This is a genomic window from Xanthobacter albus (assembly GCF_043194895.2).
GTDB lineage: Bacteria > Pseudomonadota > Alphaproteobacteria > Rhizobiales > Xanthobacteraceae > Xanthobacter.
Map to the genome: position 1 here is coordinate 3,233,924 of NZ_CM195532.1, position 18,439 is coordinate 3,252,362.

Annotated in this window: 19 protein-coding genes; 12 read left to right on the forward strand and 7 right to left on the reverse strand. The window is 68.4% G+C overall.

Annotated features, from left to right (window positions below):
- Positions 1–155: 155 nt before the first annotated feature.
- The 5 genes from hemB to V5F75_RS14505 all read left to right on the forward strand — a co-directional run bounded on the left by hemB (position 156) and on the right by V5F75_RS14505 (position 4,752).
- Positions 156–1,196, forward strand: coding sequence for a porphobilinogen synthase (gene hemB / locus V5F75_RS14485; protein WP_394036731.1), 1,041 nt, complete (start codon positions 156–158; stop codon positions 1,194–1,196).
- Positions 1,197–1,331: 135 nt separating this feature from the next.
- Positions 1,332–2,585, forward strand: coding sequence for a threonine ammonia-lyase (locus V5F75_RS14490; protein ID WP_394036733.1), 1,254 nt, complete (start codon positions 1,332–1,334; stop codon positions 2,583–2,585).
- Between the two features lie 66 nt (positions 2,586–2,651).
- Positions 2,652–3,203, forward strand: a complete 552-nt coding sequence (locus V5F75_RS14495) for an RDD family protein (protein WP_394036734.1) — start codon at positions 2,652–2,654, stop codon at positions 3,201–3,203.
- A gap of 79 nt (positions 3,204–3,282) precedes the next feature.
- Entirely contained in the window at positions 3,283–4,032 is a 750-nt protein-coding gene (locus V5F75_RS14500) for an arginyltransferase (RefSeq protein WP_394036735.1), read from the forward strand.
- Between the two features lie 48 nt (positions 4,033–4,080).
- On the forward strand, positions 4,081–4,752 hold the full coding sequence (locus V5F75_RS14505; protein WP_394036737.1) for a MarC family protein: 672 nt from the start codon (positions 4,081–4,083) through the stop codon (positions 4,750–4,752).
- A gap of 92 nt (positions 4,753–4,844) precedes the next feature.
- Here V5F75_RS14505 and eno read toward each other — a convergent pair whose 3' ends face one another.
- Positions 4,845–6,128, reverse strand: a complete 1,284-nt coding sequence (gene eno, locus V5F75_RS14510) for a phosphopyruvate hydratase (RefSeq protein ID WP_394036739.1) — start codon at positions 6,126–6,128, stop codon at positions 4,845–4,847.
- Positions 6,129–6,502: 374 nt separating this feature from the next.
- Here eno and V5F75_RS14515 point away from each other — a divergent pair, with 374 nt between their 5' ends.
- From V5F75_RS14515 to V5F75_RS14535, 5 genes are all read left to right on the forward strand, one after another.
- A complete protein-coding gene (locus tag V5F75_RS14515) occupies positions 6,503–7,417 on the forward strand; it encodes a hypothetical protein (protein WP_394036741.1) in 915 nt (304 codons plus the stop codon).
- Positions 7,410–8,027, forward strand: coding sequence for a chromate transporter (locus V5F75_RS14520; protein WP_394036743.1), 618 nt, complete (start codon positions 7,410–7,412; stop codon positions 8,025–8,027). The genes V5F75_RS14515 and V5F75_RS14520 overlap by 8 nt, the downstream gene beginning before the upstream one ends.
- Positions 8,024–8,545, forward strand: a complete 522-nt coding sequence (locus tag V5F75_RS14525) for a chromate transporter (protein ID WP_394036745.1) — start codon at positions 8,024–8,026, stop codon at positions 8,543–8,545. The genes V5F75_RS14520 and V5F75_RS14525 overlap by 4 nt, the downstream gene beginning before the upstream one ends.
- An 89-nt stretch (positions 8,546–8,634) precedes the next feature.
- Positions 8,635–9,084 (forward strand): preQ(1) synthase, encoded by a 450-nt coding sequence (gene queF, locus V5F75_RS14530; protein ID WP_394036747.1) that lies wholly within the window; start codon positions 8,635–8,637, stop codon positions 9,082–9,084.
- Between the two features lie 45 nt (positions 9,085–9,129).
- Positions 9,130–10,140, forward strand: a complete 1,011-nt coding sequence (locus V5F75_RS14535; RefSeq protein WP_394036749.1) for a hypothetical protein — start codon at positions 9,130–9,132, stop codon at positions 10,138–10,140.
- Between the two features lie 23 nt (positions 10,141–10,163).
- Here V5F75_RS14535 and V5F75_RS14540 read toward each other — a convergent pair whose 3' ends face one another.
- From V5F75_RS14540 to secG, 4 genes are all read right to left on the reverse strand, one after another.
- Positions 10,164–10,481, reverse strand: a complete 318-nt coding sequence (locus V5F75_RS14540) for a DMT family transporter (protein WP_394036751.1) — start codon at positions 10,479–10,481, stop codon at positions 10,164–10,166.
- A 151-nt stretch (positions 10,482–10,632) separates the two neighbouring features.
- Complete coding sequence (locus tag V5F75_RS14545; RefSeq protein WP_394036753.1) at positions 10,633–11,514, reverse strand: VOC family protein; 882 nt, start codon at positions 11,512–11,514, stop codon at positions 10,633–10,635.
- Positions 11,515–11,888: 374 nt separating this feature from the next.
- Positions 11,889–13,517, reverse strand: coding sequence for a CTP synthase (gene pyrG, locus V5F75_RS14550; protein WP_394036755.1), 1,629 nt, complete (start codon positions 13,515–13,517; stop codon positions 11,889–11,891).
- A gap of 111 nt (positions 13,518–13,628) precedes the next feature.
- Positions 13,629–14,042 (reverse strand): preprotein translocase subunit SecG, encoded by a 414-nt coding sequence (gene secG / locus V5F75_RS14555; protein ID WP_394036827.1) that lies wholly within the window; start codon positions 14,040–14,042, stop codon positions 13,629–13,631.
- A gap of 328 nt (positions 14,043–14,370) precedes the next feature.
- Between secG and V5F75_RS14560 the strand changes: the two genes are divergently transcribed.
- The gene (locus V5F75_RS14560) at positions 14,371–15,111 is read left to right on the forward strand and encodes a flagellin family protein (protein ID WP_394036757.1); all 741 of its coding nucleotides are present in this window, start codon (positions 14,371–14,373) and stop codon (positions 15,109–15,111) included.
- 38 nt (positions 15,112–15,149) lie between these two features.
- On the opposite strand, the gene V5F75_RS14565 is transcribed toward V5F75_RS14560, so the two are convergent.
- Positions 15,150–16,445 carry an NCS2 family permease gene (locus V5F75_RS14565; RefSeq protein WP_394036759.1) on the reverse strand — a complete coding sequence of 432 codons (1,296 nt, stop codon included), beginning with the start codon at positions 16,443–16,445 and terminating at the stop codon, positions 15,150–15,152.
- Positions 16,446–16,540: 95 nt separating this feature from the next.
- Positions 16,541–17,017, reverse strand: coding sequence for an SH3 domain-containing protein (locus tag V5F75_RS14570; RefSeq protein ID WP_394036829.1), 477 nt, complete (start codon positions 17,015–17,017; stop codon positions 16,541–16,543).
- A 226-nt stretch (positions 17,018–17,243) separates the two neighbouring features.
- Here V5F75_RS14570 and V5F75_RS14575 point away from each other — a divergent pair, with 226 nt between their 5' ends.
- Complete coding sequence (locus V5F75_RS14575) at positions 17,244–18,245, forward strand: 2-hydroxyacid dehydrogenase (RefSeq protein ID WP_394036831.1); 1,002 nt, start codon at positions 17,244–17,246, stop codon at positions 18,243–18,245.
- The last annotated feature ends 194 nt before the right edge of the window (positions 18,246–18,439 follow it).

Genomic DNA, 18,439 nt, shown 5'->3' on the forward strand with positions numbered 1-18,439 from the left:
CGGAAGCGGACCCGCGCGGGATCGTGAGACATCGCGACGCGTCGCGCGGCTCGCCGGCCAGGGGGCCCGGCGCTATAAGGTTCGCCATCCATACCCCCGGCTGCGGCGACGCGTGCGCCGCCAAGGACGCAGCCGCAGCAACACAGAGCTGAGCCATGGCCTTCACCTCGCCCCGCATCCATTCGGCCCCGGAACCCGCGTCCGCCCCGCGGCTCGACCTGGTGCAGCGCCCCCGCCGCAACCGCAAGAGCGACTGGGCCCGCCGGCTGGTGCGCGAGACGAGCCTCTCCGTCGATGACCTGATCTGGCCCATCTTCGTGATGGAGGGGAAGGCCACCCGCACCCCCATCGCCTCCATGCCCGGCGTGGAGCGCCTCACCGTGGACGAGGCGGTGCGCGCCGCCGAGCGCGCGGCCAAGCTGAAGATTCCTGCGCTCGCTCTCTTTCCCTATGTCGACCCGAACCTGCGCGACCCCGTGGGCAGCGAGGCGCTGAACGCGAACAACCTCGTGTGCCAGGCCCTGCGCGCCATCAAGGCCGAGGTGCCCGAGATCGGCCTCATCACCGACGTCGCCCTCGACCCCTTCACCAGCCACGGCCATGACGGCCTCCTGGAGGAGGGGCGCATCCTCAATGACGAGACAGTGGATATCCTGGTGCGCCAGGCGCTGGTGCAGGCGGAGGCCGGCGCCGACGTGATCGCGCCCTCCGACATGATGGACGGCCGCGTGGGCGCCATCCGCGCCGGGCTGGACGGCGCCGGCTTCACCGACGTGCAGATCATGTCCTACGCGGCGAAATACGCCTCCGCCTTCTACGGCCCGTTCCGCGATGCCATCGGCACCGCCAAGACCCTCTCCGGCGACAAGCGCACCTACCAGATGGACCCCGGCAACGGGCTGGAGGCGCTGCGCGAGGCCGCGCTTGATGTGGAGGAGGGCGCCGACATGCTCATGGTGAAGCCCGGCCTGCCCTATCTCGACATCGTGTGGCGGCTGAAGGAGGCCTTCGGCCTGCCCACCTTCGCCTATCAGGTCTCCGGCGAGTACGCGATGATCGAGGGCGCCATTCGCAACGGCTGGGTGGACGGCGAGCGTATCGTGCTGGAGAGCCTCACCGCCTTCAAGCGGGCGGGGGCGGACGGCATCCTCACCTATTTCGCCCCCCGCATGGCGGAGCGCCTCGCCCAGGGCTGAGCCTTCCGGGCATGCCCAGCGCCGCGGTGGACAGCGCCGCGGCGAGCCGGCAAAACGGGCACGAGCCCCGCGCGCCCCGAGTCTCGCGGGGCCGACGCAACCGCCGCCACCAGCGCGGCGGAGGAGGAACGCCAGATGCCCCAGCCCGCCCCTCTTCCCGGCGACCTGCCCGTAACCCTCGCCGACGTGGAGGCCGCACGCCCGCTGCTGGCCGGCGCCATCCTGCGCACGCCCACCCTGCGCGCGCCGCGCCTTTCCGCGCTCACCGGCGCCGAGGTGTGGGTGAAATACGAGAACTTCCAGGTCACCGCCTCCTTCAAGGAGCGCGGCGCCCTGGTGAAGCTCTCCCGCCTTTCGCCGGAAGAGGCCGAGCGCGGGGTGGTGGCCATGTCGGCCGGCAACCACGCGCAGGCGGTGGCCTATCACGGCGCCCGGCTCGGCATCTCCACCACCATCGTGATGCCGGAAACCACGCCCCAGGTGAAGGTGAGCGCTACCCAGGCCTTCGGCGCCCGTGTCATCCTCTTCGGCGACACGGTGGCGGACGCGCAGGCCGAGGCCGAGCGTATCGCGCAGGCGGAGGGCCGGGTCTTCGTCCATCCCTATGACGACAGGGACGTGATCGCCGGCCAGGGCTCCATCGCGCTGGAGATGATGGAGGACGGCCCGGAGCTGGATGCTGTCGTCGTGCCCATCGGCGGCGGCGGCATGATGGCGGGCATGGCGGTGGCCTTTGCCGGGCGCTCGCCGGGCACCGAGATCGTCGGCGTGGAGGCCGCGCTCTACCCGGCCATGTGGACCGCGCTCACCGGCATCGCCCGCCCCTGCGGCGGCCCTACCCTGGCGGAGGGCATCGCGGTGCGGAACGTCGGGGCCATGACCTCGCGGATCATACGCGCGCTGGTGCCGAACATCGTGCTGGTGGAGGAAGCGGCGCTGGAGCAGGCGGTGAACGCCTTCCTGATGCACCAGAAGACCCTGGCCGAGGGCGCCGGCGCCGCCGGCCTCGCCGCCCTGCTCACGGAGCCGGAGCGCTTCCGGGGCAAGACGGTAGGCCTCGTGCTGTGCGGCGGCAACATCGATCCGCGCATGATCGCCGGCATCCTGCTGCGCGAGCTGGAGCGGGAGTGCCGCATCGTCTCCTTCCGCCTCACCATCCTCGACCGGCCGGGCATGCTCGGGCGCATCTCCACCCTGCTCGGCAAGCTCGGCGCCAACATCCTGGAAGTGCACCACCGCCGCACCTTCCTGGATGTTCCCGCCAAGGGCACACGGCTCGACCTCACGGTGGAAACGCGCGACCAGGCCCATGCCGAGGCGATCCAGAAGGCGCTGGAGGCCGAAGGACTGCCGGTGCAGCGGCTGGGGGCCGGCGGCGCCGACTGGTGAGGCGCGCCATCCCTTGCGGCGGCCGGCTCCACGCCCCACGTTGATGGCAGAAGGAGCCGCCGCCCCATGAGCAATTCCAGCGACGCCGAACGTGACCCGTACCGCGACCCCTATATCGGCGCCGGCGGGGCGAAGCCCCATGCCTATGATCCGGTGACCCAGCCGGAATATTTCGAGGGCGTGCTCTCGCGCCGGCTCATCGCCTTCTGCGTGGACGTGGTGATGATTCTCGGCCCCATCGTGGGTCTCGCCATCTTCATCTTCGTGTTCGGCATCGTCACGCTCAGCCTGGGCTGGATGCTGTTCCCGCTGCTGGGCCCGGCGTTCGTCATCTGGGCCGTCGCCTACAATGCCATCACCCTCGGCTCGCCGGCCTCGGCCACCCTGGGCATGCGGCTGATGGATATCGAAATGCGCACCTGGTACGGCGCGCCCTGCTATTCGCTGCTCGGCGCGGTGCACGCGGTGCTGTTCTGGGTGTCGCTGAGCGCGCTGACGCCGCTGGTGCTGGTGGTGGCCCTCTTCAACGACCGCCGCCGGCTGCTGCATGATTTCGTGGCCGGCACAGTGGTGGTGAACGCGCCGGCGCGGGCCCGCATGCTGCGGCGCGTCCAATGAAATCGGCGCTGGCGGCCATTTCGCCTTTGACGTGCTGTCGCGCTCACGCGATCCTGTCCCTTCGCTAGGATCGAGGACCGTGAGCGAGCACCCCCGCGACACGCCGCAATTCTATCTGACGGCGCCCTCTGCCTGCCCCTACCTCCCCGACCGGGAGGAGCGGAAGGTGTTCACGCACCTTGTGGGCGAGCGCGCGTCCGTGCTGAACGACGTGCTCACCCAGGGTGGCTTCCGCCGCAGCCAGTCCATCGCCTACCGGCCGGCGTGCGAGGGGTGCCGTGCCTGCGTCTCCGTGCGCATCCGCGTGGAGGATTTCCACGAGACGCGCAGCTTCCGGCGCGTGCGGGCCACCAATGCGGACCTCATCGGCGCGGTGCGCCCGCCCTCCCCCACCTCCGAGCAGTACAGCCTGTTCCGCGCCTACGTGACCACCCGCCACGGCGACGGCGGCATGGCCGACATGAGCGTGCTCGACTACGCCATGATGGTGGAGGACACCCACGTGGACACCCGCCTCGTGGAATACCGAAACCGCAACGTCGATTCGCGTTTCCTCGGCCGCGGCACCGGGGACCTCATGGCGGTGGCGCTGACGGACGTTCTCTCCGACGGGCTGTCGATGGTCTATTCCTTCTACAACCCGCAGGTGCCGCACCGCTCGCTGGGCACTTTCCTCATCCTTGACCATGTGACGCGGGCGAAGGAGCTTGGCCTTCCCTACGTCTATCTCGGATACTGGGTGCAGGGCTCCCACAAGATGGACTACAAGCGCCGCTTCCTGCCCCAGGAGCGTCTGTCGCCCAGCGGCTGGGAGCGCGTGGACGGGTGAGGCGTGCTCCGGCGGCTGCGCCGCCCGAAGCTGAGGTATGAAGGGCGCATGACCACGTTCTTTAACGTCTTCGTCGCGGTGTACGCGGCCCTGTTTCCCATCGTCAATCCGCTGGGAAGCGCGCCGATCTTCCTCACCTTCGTGCAGCGCTGCTCGCCGAAGACGCGTGAGCTGGTGGCGCGCAAGGTGGCCATCTTCGGCTTCCTGCTGCTGGTGGCCACCATGGCGATCGGGGCCAAGGTGCTGCTGTTCTTCGGGGTGACGCTGCCGGTGCTGCGGGTGGCGGGCGGCATCGTGGTGGCATCGGTGGGCTGGAGCATGCTGCACCAGCAGGACAAGCCCGCCAGCCAGGCCGCCGAAGACGCGCTCGACGACAGCGACGCGTTGGACCAGGCCTTCTATCCGCTCACGCTCCCGCTCACCGTGGGGCCGGGCGCCATCGCCACCGCCATCGCCCTGTCGGCGGGGCCGGCGAGCATCGCGGCCCACGACCTGCCGGACATCATGGGCCAGATTCTCGGCGCCCTGGCGGGCCTCTTCGCCATCTCCCTCACGGTCTATTTCTGCTTTCGCGAGGCGCCCACCATCGAGCGGGTGCTGGGGCGCACGGGCACCAGCGTGCTCATCCGCCTGTTCGCCTTCATCCTGCTGGCCATCGGGCTTCAGATCGTCTGGCTCGGCCTGCACGAGCTGATCATCAACCTGCGGGCGGCGGCCTGACGGTCCGCGCCCAAAGAAAAAGGGGGCCGAAGCCCCCTTCCATTCACACCGCCAGGCGCCCCCGCCATGCGGGCCGGGGCGCACGGGGACGATCAGGCCAGCGCCTTCAGCGCGGCCTTGCCAGCGTAGCGGGCGGTGTCGCCCAGCTCCTGCTCGATGCGCAGCAGCTGGTTGTATTTGGCGGTGCGGTCCGAGCGGGCGAGCGAGCCGGTCTTGATCTGCCCGCAGTTGGTGGCCACCGCGAGATCGGCGATGGTGGAATCCTCCGTCTCGCCCGAGCGGTGGGACATCACGGCGCGGTAGGCGTTCTTGTGGGCGAGCTCCACCGCGTCCAGGGTCTCGGTGAGGGAGCCGATCTGGTTCACCTTGACCAGGATGGCGTTGCCGACGCCGGCCTTGATGCCGCGCGAGAGGCGCTCCACGTTGGTCACGAACAGGTCGTCGCCCACGAGCTGGCACTTGGAGCCGATGGTGTCGGTGAGCAGCTTCCAGCCCGCCCAGTCGTCCTCGGCCATGCCGTCCTCGATGGAGACGATGGGATAGGCGGCGACGAGATCCGCCAGATACTTCACCTGGGCCTCGATGTCGCGCACCTTGCCCTCGCCCTCGTAGCGGTAGGCACCGTCCTTGAAGAACTCGGTGGAGGCACAGTCGAGGCCGAGATAGACGTCCTCGCCGGGCTTGAATCCGGCCTTCTCGATGGCCTTGAGCACAAAGTCCAGCGCCGCCTCGGCGGAGGCGAGGTTGGGAGCGAAGCCGCCCTCGTCGCCCACATTGGTGTTGTGGCCGGCATCCTTCAGGCCCTTCTTCAGGGTGTGGAAGATCTCGGCGCCCCAGCGCAGGCCTTCCGCGAACGACTCGGCACCCGCCGGCAGGATCATGAATTCCTGGAAGTCGATCGGGTTGTCCGCGTGGGCGCCGCCGTTGACGATGTTCATCATCGGCACCGGCAGGGTGCGGGCGTTCACGCCGCCCACATAGCGATAGAGCGGCAGGTTGTTGGCGAGCGCGCCGGCCTTGGCGACCGCAAGGGAAACGCCCAGGATGGCGTTCGCGCCGATGCGCGCCTTGTTCGGCGTGCCGTCGAGGGCGAGCAGGGTGGCGTCGATCTTCGCCTGATCCTCGACCTCGAAGCCGCCGATGGCGTCGTAGATCTCGCCGTTGACGGCGTCCACGGCCTGCAGCACGCCCTTGCCCAGGTAGCGGCCCTTGTCGCCGTCACGCAGCTCCACCGCCTCATGGGCGCCGGTGGAGGCGCCCGAGGGCACCGCGGCGCGGCCGATGGAGCCGTCTTCCAGCACCACATCCACCTCGACCGTCGGGTTGCCCCGGCTGTCCAGGATTTCCCGGCCGATGATGTCGACGATGGCGGTCATGAACGGTCCTTCCCTCATCTCGTGCATGCGCCGGATGCCGGAAGGCGGCCGTTCCGCCTTCGCGCGACCGATCCGCCGCTGATCCACTCCGCGCGGCGCCTGAGCGAAATTTTCGTGCAGGCGCCGGGCGCGCCGCTTCTAGATCATTTCCTCGCGTCTTTGTATCGCCAAAATGCCGCCGCCCCCCGAGGTCCGTGGCGGCCTGGGGAAGATGCCGCGCTGCGCGCCCGAGGACACCTCCCGCAGGGGGATTGAGGCCGCGCGGACACAGCAGCTGGGGCGGCGGGCCGGACATCACACAATCCGCTTGAACCCTGCGCGCTCAGGTTGATAAGCACGTGTGAAGCGGCGGAAACGCTGGCGGGGAGGCGACGGTGAGCAGCGACGAGACCATGAGCGAGGGGACGGACGCCTCCGAGCGCCTTTATGCGGACGGGCATCCGTTCGACGATGTGCATTACCTCGAAGCGAAGATCATCCTCCAGGGCCTGCGCTTCACCTCGCTGCAGAGCTTCTTCGATTTCGCGAAGATCGTCGCGCGCGTGGCCAAGCAGCAGGGTGTGGATTTCGATCCCCGCCCCGCCAAGGGCTTGAGGCCGCAAATTCGCGAGGTGCTGTTCCTCGATACGAAGAACTTCAGCCTCTACAACAACGCCTTCATCCTGCGCCGGCGCTTCACCTACGAGGACGGCTTTCCCGTAGGCGATCCGGAGATCGTCTTCAAGTTCCGCCATCCAGACCGCGACACCGCCGCCGCGCTCGACGTGCGACCACAGGTTCCTGGCAATTACCGCATCAAGTTCAAGGAGGAGATCCTCCCCCTCAAGAACCGCCTGGGCGGTGTGCGCGCGCTGTTCTCGCATAACGTGGAGTTCCCCTACCATCCGCGCGGCGTGGCCGACCCCACGGCGCCCGAAACCCTCACCCGCGTGTTCCCGGCCCTTCAGCAGCTGCTGGGCGGTTCCGGCGAGCATGTCGAGCTGGTGAACCACACTGCGGTGGAAGAGGTGCTTCAGCAGCTCGGCACGCTGGATTTCGGCAAGGGCATGATCGCGCCCTGCAATGTCTCGGTGTGGCGCACGCGGGGCGAGCAGTTCCAGCTCGTCGGGGAGTTCGCCTACCAGGTCCACTACCTGCGCCGCGAGGACCTGAGCGCGAAGGCGCTCCAGCGCAGCGACGCCTTCTTCCGCGCGCTGCAGGACGAGGCCAGGGACTGGATCCTGCTCGGCACCACCAAGACGGCGGCGGTCTATCGCCTCAAGGGCAACCCGCCGCAAAGCCATGAGTGAGATCCAGCCGGACGCGGCCACCGCCGCCCCGCAGGAGGCCACGGCGGTGCCGGCGGTGACGCTGCGCGAGATTTTCCTCGGCTTCCTCGTCATCGGCGCCACCAGCTTCGGCGGGGGCGTGGTGGCCTATCTGCGTTCGGGGCTCGTGGGGCGCCGCAAATGGATCGCGGACGAGACCTTCGTCGAGCTGCTCTCCATCTGCCAGACCCTGCCGGGGCTCAACGCCTCGAACATGGCGATCCTGGTGGGCGACCGCCTGCGCGGCACGGCGGGGGCGGCGGTGGCGCTCGCCGGCATCTGCCTGCCGGGCGGGCTGATGATGACGGTGGCAGCCATCGCCTATGCGGCCTCGCAGGGCACCCACGCGGGCATCGGCGCCGCCCTGCACGGCATCTCGGCCGCCGCCGTGGGGCTGGTGCTCTCGGTAACCTTCCAGCTCGGCCGCAAGATGCTGGCCCGTTGGGCGGATTTCCTCTTCGTGGGACTGGTGGTGATTGGCGTGAACGTGCTGCACCTTTCGGTGCTGACGGTGCTGCTCGTGGTAGGCGCGTTCGCCATCTTCTGGTACCGGCCGGGCCACCTTCCGGCGGCGGAGGGGCGGCGGCCGTGAACCAGATTCCCGCCCTCATCGCCGTTTTCGCCTACCTCTCCCTGCTCACGGTGGGCGGCGGCATGGCCGCGTTTCCGGAGATGGAGACGCTGGTGGTGAACACCTTCCATTGGATGAGCGTTCCCCAGCTCGTGCACATGTATTCCGTCGGGCAGATGGCGCCCGGCCCCAACATGATGATGATCGCCGGCATCGGGCAATGGGTGGCCGGTCCCGTGGGCGCGCTGGCGGTGGTGCTTGCCTTCTTCCTGCCCACCGGGCTCTTCACCCTGTGGGTGGGCCGGCTGTGGACGCGGCTGGACCACTGGCCCTGGCGCGCGTCCATCCAGCGCGGGCTCGCGCCCGTCTCCATCGGCCTGCTGCTGGCCGGCGCCATCAGCATCGCCAGGAGCACCGTCACCGGCTGGGAGGCGGGAATGCTGGCGGCGGGCGTGTTCGGCATCCTGCTGGCGACACGGATGAACCCGGTGCCTTTGATCGCCGCTTCGGCTGCCCTGGGCTTCTTCATTTTTCGGTAGCGGACGCGGAAACTTGGGCCCCGCGTCGTCCTGCTCTAAAACAGGCGCGAAGGCGCGGGACGCCACGCCCGCCACACCAAGGACGCTCCATGACCGACCATCTGCAGCTCGGCACCAAGACCGAGATGCCCCCCTCCCCCGAGGCCGCGGTGCTCGACCGGGTCCCCAATCCCCACCCCGACACCGATTACGTGGCCCGCTTTACCTGCCCGGAGTTCACATCCCTGTGCCCGGTGACCGGGCAGCCGGACTTCGCCCACATCGTGATCGATTATGTGCCGGATCGGTATCTGGTGGAGTCAAAGTCGCTGAAGCTCTACCTCGCCAGCTTCCGCAACCACGGCGCCTTCCATGAAGACTGCACCGTGGCCATCGGCAAGCGGCTAGTGGAGCTTCTGGGGCCGCGCTTTTTCCGCATCGCCGGCTATTGGTATCCGCGCGGGGGCATTCCCATCGACGTTTTCTGGCAGACGGGAACCCTTCCGGCGGGCGCGTGGTTACCGGAAACGGGCGTCGCGCCCTACCGCGGCCGCGGCTGAGCGGCCATGGGCCACACCGGGCTCCGACCGCAGGAGGAGAGGTTCATGCCGAAGCTCATCGTCACCAATGGCGACGCGGCCGTGGAGCGGCTGAAGGCGGCGCACGTCGCCGGCCACCTGCTGCCCTGGCAGGACATGCTGCACGACGGCCCGGTGCCCAGCGGCGACATCCTCGACGACGTCTCGGACGCCAGGGCGGATTTCCTTTCCACCGCCCTCGGCCTGCCCCTCGACAGCGTGCGCGCGGATTTCGCCCATCGCGACGCGCAGCTCGACGTGCATTCCGCCTATGGCGAGGTGGAGCTGTGGTTTGAGCACGACCTCTACGACCAGCTCCAGCTGATCCAGCTCCTGCACTATTTTTCCCATGAGCCCGAGCGCATGGGCCTCTTCCTGGTACAGGCTGGTCACTACATCGGCGTGATGGAGGGGCGGGAGGTTCAGGCGCTCGCGCACAGCCGCACCGCCGTCACCACCCTGCAGATCGAGACCGCGCGCGAGGCCTGGAAGGCCTTCACGGCCGCGACACCCACGGCCCTCGCAGCCTTCGCCGCCCACGAGCACGAGGCCCTGCCCTATCTCGTGCCGGCGCTGCGACGCCTGCTGGCGGAGCTGCCGGCCCCGCGCTCGGGCCTCTCCCTCACCGAGCAGCGCATCCTGGAGCAACTGGCCGACGGCCCGCGCAAGGTGGCGCACCTGTTCGCCGCCGTGCACTCCATGGACGAGGCGCAGTTCCTGGCCGACCTGCCCTTCTTCCTGCGGCTCGACGGCCTTGCCTTCGCGCACGAGCCGCTCATCGCCGGCCTGCCCTTCCCCACCAGCGAATGCGGCCCGCTCTCCTTCTCCCCCGGCGACGACAGCCCGGCCGAGCGCAGCTACCGCGCCTATGCGGCGGCGGAGATCCAGCTCACCAAGGCTGGCGCCGCCGCGCTGAAGGGGCAGTTCGACCATGCGTGCGAGAATACCGTGGAGCGCGCCATGGGCGGCTTCAGGGTGATGCCCGGCGCCATGTGGCGCTACGACCGCACCCGCCGCGAGCTGCTCGCGCCCAACTGAGGCGGCCGCAGCCGCCCCGTTTCTCAGGGGGCCACGAACTTCAGGCCCACGATGCCGGCCGCCACCATGGCGATGCAGACGAGACGCAGGATATCTGCGCTCTCCGCATAGAACACGATGCCCGCAATGGCGGTGCCCACCGTGCCGATGCCCGCCCACACGGCATAGGCCGTGCCGATGGGAATGCCCCGCAGCGCCAGTGACAGCAGCAGCAGGCTGATGCCGATGCCGCCGATGGTGAACACGCTCGGCCAGAGCCGCGTAAAGCCTTCCGTGTGCTTCATGCCGAGGGCCCACGCGATCTCGGTGAGGCCCGCGGCGAACAGATATGCCCATGCCATGGGGTGAATATCCGGGAGGCGGGGTCGTCCCCGCCGCGCGATGCAAATGGGTGCGGCCGTCCGCGCCCGGCGGGGGCCGGCTGCCCCCACCCTTTCCCTTTACCCGATCCGGCGCCGACGGCCAGACGGAATGCTGCACAAATGTGCAGCACTATTCGCTCTTGTCCGCTTCCACCTCGAACACCAGGGTTGCCCCCGCGGCGGCGCGCGGGGGCACGACGACCACACCGGCGATCGTCTCCTCCACCATGCGCCGTGCCGCCAGGGAGCGACGAAGCTCCTCAGCGCCGGGGGTGGAGAAGCGCACGGCCGCCACACGCAGGCCCGGCCCCTTCGGCGCCGCCACGCCATAGCGCTCGGTGAAAAGAGCGCGGCTCATCACGTCGATCTCACCGCGCGGGGTCTGGGCCACGAGCCAGTCATCGAGCGCCCGGAGCAGCGGCACGTCGGCCAGGGTTTCGAGAAAGCGCCGGTGCTCGGCCGGCGTATCCGCCACCAGCACCACGCCCTTCAGGCCGGAAACCATGTTGGCGTGGCGCTGAAGATCCGCCGACCAGAAGTTCTCGGGGTGGTGCTGCGTGCAGGTGAACGCCGAAAAGTGCGGCGAGGCGGGGTCCTGGGCAAAGGCGAGGGAGAAGCTCACCTCCACCTCCTGCCCATCCTGACGCCGGGCCTTTCGGGAGAAATCGAGCACATCGAATCCTCCGAAACCCGCCAGATCGAGCACCTCTTTCTCCGCCTGGGCGTCCGATCCCTCGAAGACCACCATGGGGAGACCCTCGCCGCAGGTGGCGAGAAAATCGGCATTGAAGGCACCAAAGGAGAAACGGCCCGGCTCCGGCGCCGGGATCTTCTGGGGATCGGTGATCTGCAGGAGCTCGATGAAGAAGCCGGGGGTCTGGACGATGCGGTTCTCCGTGCCCCAGGGGTGCACGTTCCGCGCGCCGACGGTAAAGCCGAGCAGGTCATAGGTCTCGCCTGCCGCATCGATGTCACGAACGAGGTGAACCACGTGATCGAGGCCGCGTCGCATGGCATCTCCTGTATTGAAGGCGTCCGGGTTCCTTAGGCGCACGACCGGGCTGGAGACGGGAGGTCGAACCGCGAACGCAGGTTTCAAGGCGTCGGGCGCATTGCCCGCGAAGGCCGCGAACGGTCCATGCCCACGCGCGCCGCTGCGCGCGCCACCGGCGCGGCCGAAAGGCGGACGACGGCCCGTGACCGTGCCCCTGCGCATCAGCGCATGCCTTCCTGCCCCGAGCTTAGCGGCTGGAGATGCTGTTTGGGAAATGAAAATGCGGCGCCGCACCAAAGGTGACGGCATCATGATGCCATCACCTTACCCTTGACGCACCGTCACGCCGAGCGAGATTCGCCCATGCGCCAACGGCCTGCGCCACCCCGTCCTCAGACGAGGCGGCTCTGCTCGATAGCGGCACCGATGAAGGAGGCGAACAGAGGGTGCGGCTCGAACGGCCGCGACTTCAGCTCCGGATGGAACTGCACGCCCACGAACCAGCGGTGATTCTGGTGCTCCACGATCTCCGGCAGCAGACCATCCGGCGACATGCCGGAGAATTTCAGGCCGTACTGCTCCAGCCGCTCGCGATAGGCGGTGTTCACCTCGTAGCGATGGCGGTGGCGCTCGAAGATGTTGCGCTTGCCGTAGATCGATTCGGCCTTGCTGCCGGGCTCGAGGTGGGCCGCATAGGCGCCGAGGCGCATGGTGCCCCCGAGGTCTCCCGCTTCCGTGCGCCGCTGGAGCTCGTTGCCCCTCAGCCACTCCGTGAGCAGACCCACCACCGGCTCGGGCGTGGGGCCGAATTCGGTGGAATTGGCCTTCTCGATGCCGGCGAGGTTCCGCGCCGCCTCGATCACCGCCATCTGCATGCCGAAGCAGATGCCGAGATAGGGCACCTGCCGCTCACGCGCGAACTGGGCCGCGCGAATCTTGCCTTCTGCGCCGCGCTGGCCGAAGCCGCCGGGCACCAGAATGCCGTGCACATGCTCCAGGAAGGGCGTGGGGTCCTCGCGCTCGAAGGTCTCGCTCTCGATCCAGTCGAGGTTCACCTTCACCTGATTGGCAATGCCGCCGTGGGCCAGCGCCTCGATGAGCGACTTGTAGGCGTCCTTCAGCCCCGTGTACTTGCCCACGATGGCGATGGTGACCTCGCCCTCGGGGTTGCGCACGCGCTTCTCGATATCGGTCCAGCGCTTCAAGTTCGGCGCGGGCGCCGGCTCGATGTTGAAGGCGGCCAGCACCTCCTTGTCGAGTCCCTCCGCGTGGTAGGCCGAGGGCACGGCATAGATGTTGTCCACATCCCGCGCCTCGATCACCGCGCTCTCGCGCACATTGCAGAACAGCGAAAGCTTGCGCCGCTCCTCGCGCGGGATCTCGCGGTCCGTGCGGCACAGCAGGATGTCCGGCTGGATGCCGATGGAGCGCAGCTCCTTCACAGAGTGCTGGGTGGGCTTGGTCTTCACCTCGCCCGCCGAGGGAATGTAGGGCAGCAGGGTGAGGTGGATGAAGATGGCGTGGCCGCGCGGCAGCTCGTTCTTGAGCTGGCGGGTGGCCTCGAAGAAGGGCAGGCCCTCGATGTCGCCGACGGTGCCGCCGATCTCCACCAGAACGAAATCGAAGCCCTCGTTGCCTTCGAGGACGAAGTCCTTGATGGCGTTGGTGACGTGGGGAATCACCTGGATGGTGGCGCCCAGATAGTCGCCGCGGCGCTCCTTGGTCAGGATGTCCTGATAGATGCGGCCGGTGGTGATGTTGTCCTGCCTGGTGGCGGGGTGGCCGGTGAAGCGCTCGTAGTGGCCGAGGTCGAGGTCCGTCTCGGCGCCGTCGTCGGTGACGAACACCTCGCCGTGCTGGTACGGGCTCATGGTGCCCGGATCGACGTTCAGATACGGGTCGAGCTTGCGCAGCCGCACCGTGTAGCCGCGCGCCTGGAGCAACGCGCCGAGGGCTGCGGAGGCGAGCCCCTTACCCAGGGAAGACACGACGCCGCCGGTGATGAAGATATAGCGCGCCATGGGCTTCGACCTTACCTCGTGCAAACGCGGTTCGGCGAGGGCGAAGCCGTATCCGGCCTCGCCTCGCCCGTGAAGAAGGAACGGCGCCGCGGAATGGCCGCGGCGACACACTCAATGAGACTGCGGAACCTGCGGACCCGTCGGCGCGGCGGGAGCCGGCGTCGTCGCGGGGGCCGGAGCCTCCCCGCCAGCACCGCCCTGCGGGCGAATCTGATCGAGAATGCTGCCGCCGCTCTGCGGAACTCCCGGAGCGCTCTGGGTCTGGCCCGCCGGAGCCAGGATGGAACGCGGACCGCGCCCCCAGCCCGCGACGATGGTGAGCGCGAGCGAAGTGATGAAGAACAGCAGCGCCAGGATGGCCGTCGCGCGCGTCAGCACGTTGGCGGTGCCACGGGCGGTGAAGAAGCCGCCACCTCCGCCACCGCCCCCGATGCCGAGCCCGCCGCCCTCGGAGCGCTGGATCAGCACGACGCCGATGAGAGCAAGCACCACCAGCAGGTGAATGACGATCAGAACCGTTTGCATGGAATCCATCATGTTCGCGCCACGGCCGAAGGGCCGGGCACGCCAGTTGCCGGGTCATCTACACGAACACGGGGCGCGAGGGAAGGCCCGCGCGCCCCGCAGGCCCCCTCCCAGCCGCCGCCGGGAGCCGGAAGTGGCCCTGAAAGCCGTGAAAATCTTGACTTTCGGAACAATCCAGGCTGTGGACACGCGCGAAGCTGTGGTAAAGTACCACTTCGTTGCAAAATAGTGCTCGCATTTTCGTCTGCCGACATGAGGTCGGCACTGGTTTTCGGACCCACGCGCACATGAAGTGCCCTGTGGCTCCCCGGCCTCCTTGGAGGGGCGCATGGTGACGAGTGTCGATGCTTCCATGAGCCTCATTTCCGCGCGTCAAGCGGCACCGGACCTTACGACCGCCGCGGCAGACGCGGCGACCGACGCCCTTCAGACTCTCGGCGACCAGATTGCGGCCAAGGCCAGCGCGGCCTGGATGCGCGGCACGAGCCTCGCCACCAACGCCTGGATTGCAGGCGCCTCTGAAACGGGCCAGGCGGAGAAGACCTCCGGCATTCCCGAGGTCGGCGAATCGAAGTTCTCCGGCGGCCTCGACAGCGCGTCATCATCCGGCCCGACGCGATCGCGGAAACTCGCCGTCGCGAGCGAGGACATGCTCATCAGCGCGATGATTACCTACAACCAGAGCCTACGGAGCCTGCCCTCCCTGCAGCAGCAGCTGGAAGGCTATCAGTCGCAGCTCAGTTCTGCCGGCGACGATCAGATGGTGGCCTATCTCAGCCGGGTCATCGCAGCCGTGACCAACGAGATCAAGAACGCCCATTCAGTCATCGCCAACGCTCCGGGCGCCGTCGCCGACGGGCTTTCGGAGCTGCAGCGCACCCGCAACGTGACGGGGACGATTTATACCCGGAACTCGGACGGCTCCTTCAGCTTCGGCCAGTTCACCATCGTGGTCACCCTGCCCAACGGGTCGACCGGCGCGGTGTGGAGCCACGACGGCAGCGGGGTCGCCATCAAGACCGTCTATTCCGAGGACGGCACCAAGACGCAGCGCATCGAGCTCAGCTGAGGGCGGCCAGGTCGCGAGGGGCTCGGGGCGCCCCTCGATCATTCAATGGCCAGCATGAGCGCCGAGGCCGTGGCGATCAGCCAGACCGCGCCTCCAATGTCGCGCCAGCGCCCGGCAATGAGCTTCACACCGACATAGGCGATGAAGCCCAGGCCAATTCCGGTCGCGATGGAGAAGGTGAAGACGATTCCCAGCGCCGTCACCGCCGCCGGCAGCGCCTCTGTCGCATCCCCCCATTCGAGGTCACGCAGCGCGCCGAGCATGGAGCAGGCGACGAACAGCAGCGCCGGTGCCGTCGCGAAAGCGGGAACCGCCAATGCCAGTGGCGCGCACAGGAGGCTGAGCGCAAACAGCCCCGCGGCCGTCACCGCCGCCAAGCCCGTGCGCCCGCCCGCCGCAATGCCGGATGCGCTCTCGATGTAGGACACCGTGGGCGAGGTGCCCAAAAGGCTGCTGACGATGGCGCCGCCCGAATCCGCCAGCAGCACCCGCCCGAGGCGAGGCACCGTGCCATCGGCCCGCATCAGCCCGGCCCGGTGCAGGGTGGCGATGAGGGTGCCCATGTTATCCAGCAGGTCCACCAGGAAAAAGGCCAGCACCACCGACACGAGGGAGAGCTTCAGCGCCCCCGCGATATCGAGTTGCAGGAGGGTGGGCGAAAGTGGGGGCGGCGGCGCCACCACGCCGTGAAAGGTCACGAGCCCCAGCGGAACCGCGGCAAGCGTGATGACGCCGATGGCGACCAGGATGGCGCCCGGCACCCGCCGCGCCGCGAGCCCCGCCATGAGCACGAAGCCCAGGCATGCGAACAAGGTGGAGGGTGTTCCGATCGATCCGAGCCCCACCAGCGTCGCGGGCTTGGCCACCACCACGCCCATGCCGTGCAGCCCCAGAAGGCCGAGGAACAGGCCAATGCCCGCGCCGATGCCGAGCTTCAGGGAGAAGGGAATGGAATTCACCAGCCACTCGCGGATGCGCAGCAGGCTGATCGCGAGGAAGAGGCACCCCGAAAGGAAGACCGCGCCCAGCGCCGTCTGCCACGGCACGCCCAGGGCGCCCACCACGGTGAAGGCGAAATAGGCATTGATGCCCATGCCCGGCGCGAGCGCGATGGGATAGTTGGCGATGAGCCCCATGGCGAGGCTACCCAGCGCCGCCGCAAGGCAGGTGGCGACGAAGGCTGCTCCCTGGTCGATGCCCGCTGCCGCGAGGATCTGCGGGTTCACCACGATGATGTAGCTCATGGTGAGAAACGTGGTGAGGCCCGCCGTCACCTCGACAGAGACGGAGGTTCCGTTCTCCTTCAGCCTGAAGAAGCGCTCGATCGTGCCCATTCCCTGCCCCCGCAGCAGCCTCCGTGAGGCTAGAGCGTTTCAGGGGCGCGGCGAAACAGGCAAATCGCCTCGTGCGCTTCGAATCGGCGCGCGCCCTACTCGACCTTCTCGTCGGGGTAGACACCGAACAGCTGGGATTGCTGCACGTAGCCGTCGAAGCCCTCGCCCACGAGGCGGCAGAACTTGCCGTCGCACTTCTTCACCGTGCCGAGCACGCCGGGCTCCAGGCGCGCCACCACCTTGGCGTCGGCGTTCGGTTCGGCGCGCAGCACCACGGTCTCGTTCTTGAGCCAGGGCGCCACCAGGGCGGTGCGGCGCAGCGAGAGCATGGAGTGGTAGACCCACCCTTCGGCCCCGTCGGCATCGCGGATGCGCCGCCAGGTCTCGAACTCGGCGGTCACCTCCACCGGCAGGCCGGCGCGGGAGAACACCCAGGCGACGTCCTGGTCCTTGTTGGGCCCGTTGCGCACGTTCACCTTGTCCGCCTTCAGCGAGACGAAGCGCGGCACCGGCAGGCCCGAGGTGCCATCCTCGGCGGCGCCTGCCGTCCCTGCCGCGCCGAGCGTCACCATGGCGGCCACAGCCAGGGCCACAAGGTTCCGCAGGGGGGCTTTCGAGGGAAGCGCTCGCGCCATCGACAGCATCGGCCGGTCCTTTCGCAGTCGGGGTTTCGGGGCAGAGGCAGTGCGCCCGCGCGGGGATATCGTCAAGCGCGCGCCACGCCGGACGCCTTGTGTTTCCCCGCCTGTCTGATAGACGGAACGAGAACGGTTAAGAAATGGGGAACGGGAAGTGCCCATCGTGCGCCGCAAACCGCTGGTCGTCGTCACCCGCAAGTTGCCCGAATCGGTCGAGACCCGCATGCGGGAGCTGTTCGACGCCCGCCTGAACGTGGACGATACGCCCATGGACCAGGCGGCGCTGATCGAGGCGGTGAAGACAGCCGACGTGCTGGTTCCCACCGTCACCGACCGGATCGATTCCGCTCTACTCTCGCAGGCGGGTGAGAACCTGCGGCTGATCGCCTCTTTCTCGAACGGCGTCGACCACATCGACGTGGCGAGCGCGCTCAACCGCGGCATCACCGTCACCAACACCCCCGGCGTCCTCACCGAGGACACCGCCGACATGACCATGGCGCTCATCCTCGCCGTGCCGCGGCGGCTTGCCGAGGGCGCGCAGGTGATGATCTCCGAGAAGGACGAGTGGCCGGGCTGGTCGCCCACGTGGATGCTCGGCCGGCGCATCTGGGGCAAGCGCCTCGGCATCATCGGCATGGGCCGCATCGGCCAGGCGGTGGCGCGGCGCGCCAAGGCCTTCGGCCTGCAGATCCACTACCACAACCGCCACCGGCTGCCCTCCGGCATCGAGGAGATGCTGGACGCCACCTATTGGGACAGCCTGGACCAGATGCTGGCCCGCATGGATATCATCTCGGTGAACTGCCCGCACACGCCGGCCACCTATCACCTGCTCTCGGCGCGCCGCTTGAAGCTGCTGAAGAACGACGCCTACGTGGTGAACACCGCGCGCGGCGAGGTGATCGACGAGAACGCCCTCACCCGCCTCCTGGAGGCCGGAGAGCTGGCGGGCGCCGGCCTCGATGTGTTCGAGCAGGAGCCGGCGGTGAACCCCAAGCTCGTGCGCCTCGCCCGGCAGGGCAAGGTGGTGCTGCTGCCGCACCTCGGCTCGGCCACTCTCGAAGGGCGCATCGACATGGGCGAGAAGGTCATCGTGAACATCAAGACCTTCATGGATGGCCACCGCCCGCCGGATCGCGTGCTGCCCGCCATGCTGTGAGGGCTTCACCACTTGAGATGCAAACGGCCGGGCTCGTCCCGGCCGTTCTTCTTTGAGGCGGGATCGCCGGGCCGCCACGGCGCGCTTCCCTTGGCCGCACCCGCGGCGTAATCTTCCGCGCGGAACCGCACCGTGGCCCACCGGCCATGGCGCGATGGGACGACCTATGACCGTGATGCCTTTCTCGTTCGAAC

Coding starts and splice junctions, on each gene's coding strand:
- hemB (WP_394036731.1), top strand. CDS start 156: ATGGCCTTCACCTCGCCCCGCATCCATTCGGCCCCGGAACCCGCGTCC.
- V5F75_RS14490 (WP_394036733.1), top strand. CDS start 1,332: ATGCCCCAGCCCGCCCCTCTTCCCGGCGACCTGCCCGTAACCCTCGCC.
- V5F75_RS14495 (WP_394036734.1), top strand. CDS start 2,652: ATGAGCAATTCCAGCGACGCCGAACGTGACCCGTACCGCGACCCCTAT.
- V5F75_RS14505 (WP_394036737.1), top strand. CDS start 4,081: ATGACCACGTTCTTTAACGTCTTCGTCGCGGTGTACGCGGCCCTGTTT.
- eno (WP_394036739.1), bottom strand. CDS start 6,128: ATGACCGCCATCGTCGACATCATCGGCCGGGAAATCCTGGACAGCCGG.
- V5F75_RS14520 (WP_394036743.1), top strand. CDS start 7,410: ATGAGTGAGATCCAGCCGGACGCGGCCACCGCCGCCCCGCAGGAGGCC.
- queF (WP_394036747.1), top strand. CDS start 8,635: ATGACCGACCATCTGCAGCTCGGCACCAAGACCGAGATGCCCCCCTCC.
- V5F75_RS14535 (WP_394036749.1), top strand. CDS start 9,130: ATGCCGAAGCTCATCGTCACCAATGGCGACGCGGCCGTGGAGCGGCTG.
- V5F75_RS14540 (WP_394036751.1), bottom strand. CDS start 10,481: ATGGCATGGGCATATCTGTTCGCCGCGGGCCTCACCGAGATCGCGTGG.
- V5F75_RS14545 (WP_394036753.1), bottom strand. CDS start 11,514: ATGCGACGCGGCCTCGATCACGTGGTTCACCTCGTTCGTGACATCGAT.
- pyrG (WP_394036755.1), bottom strand. CDS start 13,517: ATGGCGCGCTATATCTTCATCACCGGCGGCGTCGTGTCTTCCCTGGGT.
- secG (WP_394036827.1), bottom strand. CDS start 14,042: ATGCAAACGGTTCTGATCGTCATTCACCTGCTGGTGGTGCTTGCTCTC.
- V5F75_RS14560 (WP_394036757.1), top strand. CDS start 14,371: ATGGTGACGAGTGTCGATGCTTCCATGAGCCTCATTTCCGCGCGTCAA.
- V5F75_RS14565 (WP_394036759.1), bottom strand. CDS start 16,445: ATGGGCACGATCGAGCGCTTCTTCAGGCTGAAGGAGAACGGAACCTCC.
- V5F75_RS14570 (WP_394036829.1), bottom strand. CDS start 17,017: ATGGTGACGCTCGGCGCGGCAGGGACGGCAGGCGCCGCCGAGGATGGC.